Annotated in this window: 8 protein-coding genes; 5 read left to right on the forward strand and 3 right to left on the reverse strand. The window is 29.7% G+C overall.

Translation table 11 applies throughout. The features are described from left to right. Positions 1-72 precede the first annotated feature (72 nt). The 5 genes from B5P42_RS31090 (at position 73) to B5P42_RS31110 (ending at position 3378) form a co-directional block, all read left to right on the forward strand. Entirely contained in the window at positions 73-324 is a 252-nt protein-coding gene (locus tag B5P42_RS31090) for a hypothetical protein (RefSeq protein ID WP_002161995.1), read from the forward strand. Between the two features lie 442 nt (positions 325-766). Next, positions 767-1423: an SMI1/KNR4 family protein gene (locus tag B5P42_RS31095; RefSeq protein ID WP_113736049.1), complete on the forward strand. Its 657-nt coding sequence runs from the start codon at positions 767-769 to the stop codon at positions 1421-1423. A gap of 270 nt (positions 1424-1693) precedes the next feature. Continuing rightward, a complete protein-coding gene (locus tag B5P42_RS31100; protein ID WP_113736050.1) occupies positions 1694-1987 on the forward strand; it encodes a hypothetical protein in 294 nt (97 codons plus the stop codon). 19 nt (positions 1988-2006) lie between these two features. Then, the gene (locus B5P42_RS31105; RefSeq protein WP_113736051.1) at positions 2007-2489 is read left to right on the forward strand and encodes a hypothetical protein; all 483 of its coding nucleotides are present in this window, start codon (positions 2007-2009) and stop codon (positions 2487-2489) included. Between the two features lie 256 nt (positions 2490-2745). After that, positions 2746-3378, forward strand: a complete 633-nt coding sequence (locus B5P42_RS31110) for a hypothetical protein (RefSeq protein WP_000143834.1) — start codon at positions 2746-2748, stop codon at positions 3376-3378. Positions 3379-3806: 428 nt separating this feature from the next. Here the strand turns inward: B5P42_RS31110 and B5P42_RS31115 are convergent, their stop codons facing one another. The 3 genes from B5P42_RS31115 to B5P42_RS32220 form a co-directional block, all read right to left on the reverse strand. Further along, the gene (locus B5P42_RS31115) at positions 3807-5348 is read right to left on the reverse strand and encodes an S-layer homology domain-containing protein (RefSeq protein ID WP_071770576.1); all 1542 of its coding nucleotides are present in this window, start codon (positions 5346-5348) and stop codon (positions 3807-3809) included. A gap of 621 nt (positions 5349-5969) precedes the next feature. Then, the gene (locus B5P42_RS31120; RefSeq protein ID WP_113736052.1) at positions 5970-6614 is read right to left on the reverse strand and encodes a hypothetical protein; all 645 of its coding nucleotides are present in this window, start codon (positions 6612-6614) and stop codon (positions 5970-5972) included. A 405-nt stretch (positions 6615-7019) separates the two neighbouring features. After that, entirely contained in the window at positions 7020-7187 is a 168-nt protein-coding gene (locus tag B5P42_RS32220) for a hypothetical protein (protein ID WP_002187068.1), read from the reverse strand. Positions 7188-7401: the final 214 nt, after the last annotated feature.

Raw genomic sequence — 7401 nt, forward strand, 5'->3', positions numbered from 1 at the left:
ATTACCAATGTCCATTGAATATTTGGAGGAATTTGGATTTATCAAAGAAACTAAATAAGTAGGAGGTTTAAAATGAATATTAGTGAGTTAAAAACTAGATTGAATGAATTAGGAATAGAAGAACATGAATACAACTTAGGTGATAAATCTATTGGTGAATTGGAATTAGGTATATTAAAAGAAGAAAAAGTATGGAAAGTATATCAATCGTTAGAGAGAGGTGGAATGAATATTATAGATACTTTTGAAAATGAAAATGATGCTTGTGAATTGATATTAAAATATTTGATAATGCGAAAGAATCGAAGAGAGAGAAGAAAATAATTTTTTCTCCTAAAAAATACTCAGTATACCATAAAGCGATAAAAACAATTTATGGTTAATACTGGGTATTTTTTGTTCTGAAATAAAAGATTCAATTTAAAGGTGTGATGTTGATTGAGTTGTTTATCTTCGACATATGAGTCGGAAAAGTAAGTATCAGGATTTATATGAAGATTCAAACGTTGTTAAATTAGATAATTATCAATTAAGTGTGAATGAAATTGTCGACTTGAAATAAAGTCACGATGTTTCTAATAAAGTCGCGACGTTTTAAAAAATGTTGAGATGTTCTAAAGTTTGTTTAGATCCTGTTTTACAGAATCTTTATATGAGGCGAAGAAAAAATAACAATATCTATTATTAATATTCTTGTCTTAGGTTTTTAGTAAAAAAACAGATAAAAAAAGAATAAATATAAAGTATGAATAGGGATGTAGTAAAAATGACAATGATAAAATTTAATTCTTATCATCAAAAAGTAGAAATTAAGAGGAATTTAGAACTTATTAACTTAGCACATGAAAAAATTAGAGAATATGTAAATTTTGATATATTTTCTTTTGAACAATTAGATGAATTTCAAGTGGGATATAGCATTGACACCGATGGAAACTCCCTTGTAACCGATGAGGAAGATACTTGGGATGCAAATTGGATTGTCATTGCATATGAAACTATGTGTGGAGATCCAATTATTATTGATTTAAATGAGGATGGATACCCTATATGTTCATTAATGCACGGAATGGACAGTTGGGGTGTTGGCGGTTTCCTTGCAGATTCTATGGACTCATTTATCACTTTTATAAAAGATATAGGTAATTTTCTTACTGAGAAACAAGTGTTAGAAGGAAAAAGAATTATACAAAATGGAGAATTGAAAACATTGCTGAATAAGTTTTTGGAAAAAAATAAATTTGCTGATTTTGAAATATGGCACTCTTTATTAAGTCCATTATTTGATATTGCAGAAGAATACGAGCAAACATTGGAGACAAAAGTAAAAAAGATGAAGAAAGAAGGAAAAAAAATAACGGAAATTGCTCATTTGCTTAATATAAAACCTAAAGAAGTGTATGAGTATATTAAGAAAGTTTAATAGAAACTATTCACTTTTTAGAGAACAAATGGGCGCGATTATGGAGCAATACAGACGGAAAATGATCAAACTTTTTTATAAAGCCAAAACAAAAATCTGCTGAAGAAGAATCCATTTTGATTAATCTTTTTTCAAAATGGATTCTTTTTATTTATTGTAAAACTTGGATTGCGAGGTATTTTTGATTAAACTTTATTTCAAAGCTACAGAAATTGATGATATAAAAGACGCTATTAGAGAGATAAGTAATACAGGAGGCGGGACTAACTAATGAGTAACTTAATAGATGGTGTTTTAACAATAGGAGGCATAGAGATTAATCCAAACACTACATTGAAGGATATAGAAGATGCATTTGGTAAAGCAAATGCTGATAATTACCCATTTACTGCAAGAGGGTTCACAGGAAGTAAGAATATTGCATTACCAGAATTTTTATATGAGAGGGGTTATGCAAGAGTCTTCCAAGAGGGAGATATATTGAATATTATAGATTCAGAAACTGGCAATGTAGCAACAAAATTTGAATTTAATAAAAAAATTGGATGGGTTATGGCTGATTAGGAAGGAAGTATAATAAAATATGAGTGACTATGCTATTTATAAAAATAATTTGTATAGATTAAATGTATCGGATAATAAACTGGAGCTTATAAGTAATTCAAATGAATCTATAAAATATGGATTTAAAGAATTAAAATTTGAACAAGGATTCGTTTCGAAAGTAATATATATAATAGAGGTTGATATTAATGAAGTAGAGATGGCTTATAAATTGAAATACAAAGTAATATATAAGGAAAAAGAATTTGTTCCATGGGCAATAGGTAAGTTTATACTAGAAATAAATAAAATTACGCTAGGTACAAGTGATGAAAAAGAAGCTAGAAATTATGGATTTGAAAAGATGGAACAATTTGTTTTTAAAAAAGAGGTTCCAATAGAGGAAGTAGATGCTTTAATAGAAATTAAGAAGTCTATTTTGAAATTTCGAAATATGGATGAAAAGGTCACTAGAATCGAACAAAAGGATATAAGAAGTTATTTAAAGAACCTTTTAGAATAGATTATATTTAATTATATTGTATTAAAAGGAGAAAAAATGAAAATGAGTATAGTGTATCTATACAAAAAAATAAATGAATTAAATAGAATAGAAAGAAGCTCAGAGCATTATTTAAATAAATATAATGAAATTTTAAAAGTCCTCATAAATTTCTGGAATTGAGGGTTACTATTAATCTATAATTTATTTAAAATAAAGGTAGTGAAGAATAACTACTCTTCACCTGAAATAAATATGAAGGAGAATTATAATAATAATGACTTTTCCCAATAATGTTAACGGTATGTGTGAGTATTCAATAATAGAAATTAGATGCTTACCCTATAATTCTGAAACAATAAAATTTCAAAACGACTTTGTTCTTATTTGTAGTACATATCTTAATAAAAATGATAAAGCACATGGTCATACTACATTTGAAATCCAATCTGTAAAAGAATTATCTTATAATAATTCACACGTTAAAGAAGCCAAAAAGTTTGCATTCAAAGGTGGTACTTTAAGGATTAATGATTTTGTAAACATAATTGAGGTGAAAACTGATTATGATACAAAGATTATAGCAAACCTTTCTTACCAATATTCTAAAGATCAAGAGATGGAATATATACAAAATAAAGACTTACTCCTATTTTCTACTTCAGTAGGAATCAAAGGTTCTTTTTCTAACGTCCCTTATCTTTATCTACCACCAGAATTTAAGACCTACATGGACTACTATGATGCTCATCAAGAATCTAAAATTCTCCATGATGCTTATTATACTTTGTGTCGAAGCACAAAAGAAGATAGTGAATTCATTGAACAATTTAAGGAACTACAAGATAAACAAAGTATTTTAGAAAAAGATTTATATGATCGTTATTTACAAAACACATATAAGGACTAAATGAATTTCGTAAACTATCCCCACTTCCAGCTTGTTTAGAAGTGATCGCTTCCTAAATTCACCTATCTTGCGTGTTTATTTCTATACAAGTACAAGAACTAATCATGGATTAGGCTATCTTGTTAGTTTATATAGTTCGATAAAACGTATGTTTTATTATGAAAAAATAGTAATTCATCTCCCACCTATTTGTTGGTGCCATGCACCTACATACAAATTGAAGAGAGAGAGGAATCACCTAAATTTAGTTAAAATGATTAGATGCTGTAAATATACACATCAGATAAACAAATAAAATAAAAAAAGAATCCCATATCATATATGTTTATGGGATTCTTTTTTTATCTAGTACTGGTCCATTGTTACACAGACCTCAATTTATCGTTTATTAATTGTTTAATTTTATTAATAAACTACATAGATTCATATTAGCGTTTGATATCCGTTAATATTTTCTGATATCCCATTGCTTTCGGGCTACCGATCTGAATTTTATTTGTTAACTCATTATTATAGATTGTTGTTGCTTTCGCAAATTGATTACGATCCCATTGGTGATCTTTAGCAATTTGTTCATCAGATAAATTATAGTATGAATAAGTTACACGTCCTTCTACATCTGGAATTGGATCATCGAAGGTTGTATCAAGATGGTACCATTTCCCCTCAATTTTCACTAGATTCCAAGCATGAGGTTGTCCATTTCCAGTCCCTGTTACAATATGACCTTCTACTCCTGCCTCTTTTAACAATTGATAAGTTAATAATGCATATCCTTGACAAACAGCAGAACGGTTTGCTAAAGCTTCATATGCCGTATAAGCCTGGAAAGAAGTATCATACGAAACATGTTTTACGACATAATCATGAATCGCTTTTACTTTTTCATGTTCATCCATACCAGCTTTAACAATAGAAGCGATAACTGATTTTGCTTGTGTCTTTACATAGTTCATTTGCTCTTTTGATTCACGGTATGTAATTTTTAATGTAAATACATAATCTCCTGGAATACCACGAATAGAATATTGTGTATTTGCAACGTTATATTTCATGTATTCATTTGAATCAACTGTCTCATCATATGCTTTAACAAGCGTATCCATAACTTCTCTAATATTAGATTGTTTAGATTTATATGTTATAGTTATATCTTCTTCATGATTATTAATATAATTTTTCATGTCTTTTTTATAAGCTTCTAATAGTTGTACCTCAGTTTGTACACTCGTATCTTCTTTATTTGGTTTTGTCACATCAGGATTTTGTGTATTTAATTGTTCCCTATAATTTAATGCATTAAATAAAAACTGTGCATACTGTTCACGAGTTACAGTTTTATTTGGTTCAAAACCTCCATTACCTGTACCTGATGCAATTTTATTCGACTGTACGGCACTAATAGCGTCCTTCGCCCATGAATTATCTGGTACATCATTAAAAGTATGTTTACTTAACACAGGAACTTTAAAAGCAGTCTTGATGACCTGTGCCATTTCTGCACGACTTAATGATTCTTTTGGTCGAAATTCCCCATTTTGATCTCCTTTAAAGACTCCTATGTCTGTCAAAAATAGAATCTCTTCTAGGAACATTGTTGAGTTTTTATTAATGTCCTTATATGGATTTTTAAGCTGAGACCCATCTTGCATAATATAAAAAGAGTTGTCCTTATTAAGAGTACCTCCTTTTTTAGCAGGAGCTAGCACACGATAAATTAAAGCTGCCACCTGTTCACGAGTAGCATTATCTCCCAGGCCAAACATTCCATTTCCATATCCTCCGATAATATTACGATTAGCTAAGCTCGTAATGGCATTATTTGCCCAATGGTTTTTGGGAACATCATTAAATACAACTGAATTTCCCCCTGACTGGACTTCAGCTTTTACGGGATCACTACTTGTTCCTAACAATGCACCTCCTACCATCGTTAATGATGTTATTGATTTTAATAGTTTTTTACTCATAAATTCTCTCCTAATAATATATTAAAGTAATTAACTTTACTTCACTAAGTTTATTAAACAAGTGGTATCTTTTAACTAAAATTTATAGATTTACGATACGAGAAAGCCCCTGCAGGACTTAAGTCCGCCTTTAAGCATGGGATGAAAGTATCGCTTTTGCGTAGCAAAACATGTCAAAATGGCCTCAAAGTCATGCAAAAGACTCTAAAACAATAATGTTCTCTAAAAAATGAATATTGTATGAGGTTGCACGAATCAATTTCACTTCGTGCGTAAAACAATACATGTCGTCAAGTACTAGACGCTAAAGCATAAGGAGAACCTATACGGTCTGTCATGGGAGTGGTGATAGCAAATCGCAATCTTGCACGTCAGCGATACCAGAAATGGACTTCGCCTTTGGTCTTCGGTAGCAAGAATCCCACTGACCTATGTCAGCTTGCCCCTTTAGGGGGGGAGTGTCAAAAATGTACTATGAAAGACTTTTAGACAGATACAGTCTAGGATACTACAAAATACATATATAGTTTTATGCATTTATGCATTTTCTTCATTTTTTTAAAGCAAAAGGCATATTTTGTATAATATTTAAAGGGTTTTTGATGTTTCTATGAAAATAAATCAAATTTTCTTATATTGATTCCGTAAAAAGCTATCATACAAGATAAGAGATTTATTCTTTTGTTTTTCTTTTAAAGTTTCAAATTGATTAATGAAAGGTTCTGAATAATCATATTCTTTTATGAAATGTTCTAATATTGAGTAAGCAGTGTGAAGAACTTCAGAATCGTGCTTAGCCTGATAATATTCTATATACTTCTTAAAATCCGGAGGAAGATATAAATAAGGAATATTAGACAATTGCCCCTTTGGCCCTTCAGAAATGGAAAATAAGAGTAAATCTTGCTCTTGTATATATTCCCTCTCTTGATCGCTATGATATTGATAGGAAAGTCTCGCTATGAATTTCGTATCATAGTCTGATTCCGCTTGAGTAATTGTTACAAAATCATTTATTTTCAAAGACCCACCTTGGTATACAAACTTCTTAGCATTTTTTACATTTGGATTATTATAAGACAGTTCTTTTATAGATTGAATTTCAAATGTAGTATGACCATGTGCTTTATCATTTTTGTTAAGATAAGTACTACAAATAAGTACAAAATTATCATAAAAATCGGGTGCTGTAGAAATACAAGGTAAACATTGAATTTCTATAATTGAATACTCATAAGACGTATTGATGTTACTTGGAAAAATCATTTTATAATTCTCCTTTAAATTTATTACCCATGCCATATAATCGATCTTCATAAAAAATAGAAAAGCCATTATCGAATTGATAAGGGCTTTTCACATACTTTTATATAGAATAAAAATCAGATGCCTATAGAAGTATAACACAAAATTCAATTAAAACAATGTGGCTCTGTTGCAAAGTTTGAAAAAACATAAACAGGTTGGTAAATGAGGAACAATGTTTCGGAAGAAGTTAGTTCCAAATTTGATAGATGAGATTTCCATATTCATGAACCGGTTCTGGTGCGCTTATATATTTTAAAAAGAAAAGACACCCTAAGGTGCCTTCCTCCGACTTGATAACCACTTTAATTTTAATAACATTGGACTCCCATCCAAATATTATTATACCATGTTAAGTTATTTTGTTCATTTATGCTGGTCGTCTGTAGGCTGTTTTGTAGTCCATGTAGCGATTAATAAGAAAATAATAGCAATAACTACACCTAAAAGTCTTTGTTTGAGCCACATGGATAAGGCGAAATTTGAAGTAATAGCTAAAAAGATAAATATTACGGTATATTTATTGAATCTCATTACGAACAACCTCCCAACGGAACTATACTCAAGAAAATTTTACTATTTTCTTGTTTCGTAAAAAATAGTATTAAACAAAATTCAGATTCTTTATCCCTCCTAATAAAAATCATAATATCTTTTTAAAGAAAGTTTAGATTTAAACCCCATATAGTGATCCCTATGAATACATAAAAAAGGAAGAGAATTTTTAAAATTCTCTTCCTTTTTTATG

This window comes from Bacillus sp. SRB_331 (assembly GCF_003264175.1).
Classification (GTDB): domain Bacteria; phylum Bacillota; class Bacilli; order Bacillales; family Bacillaceae_G; genus Bacillus_A; species Bacillus_A mycoides.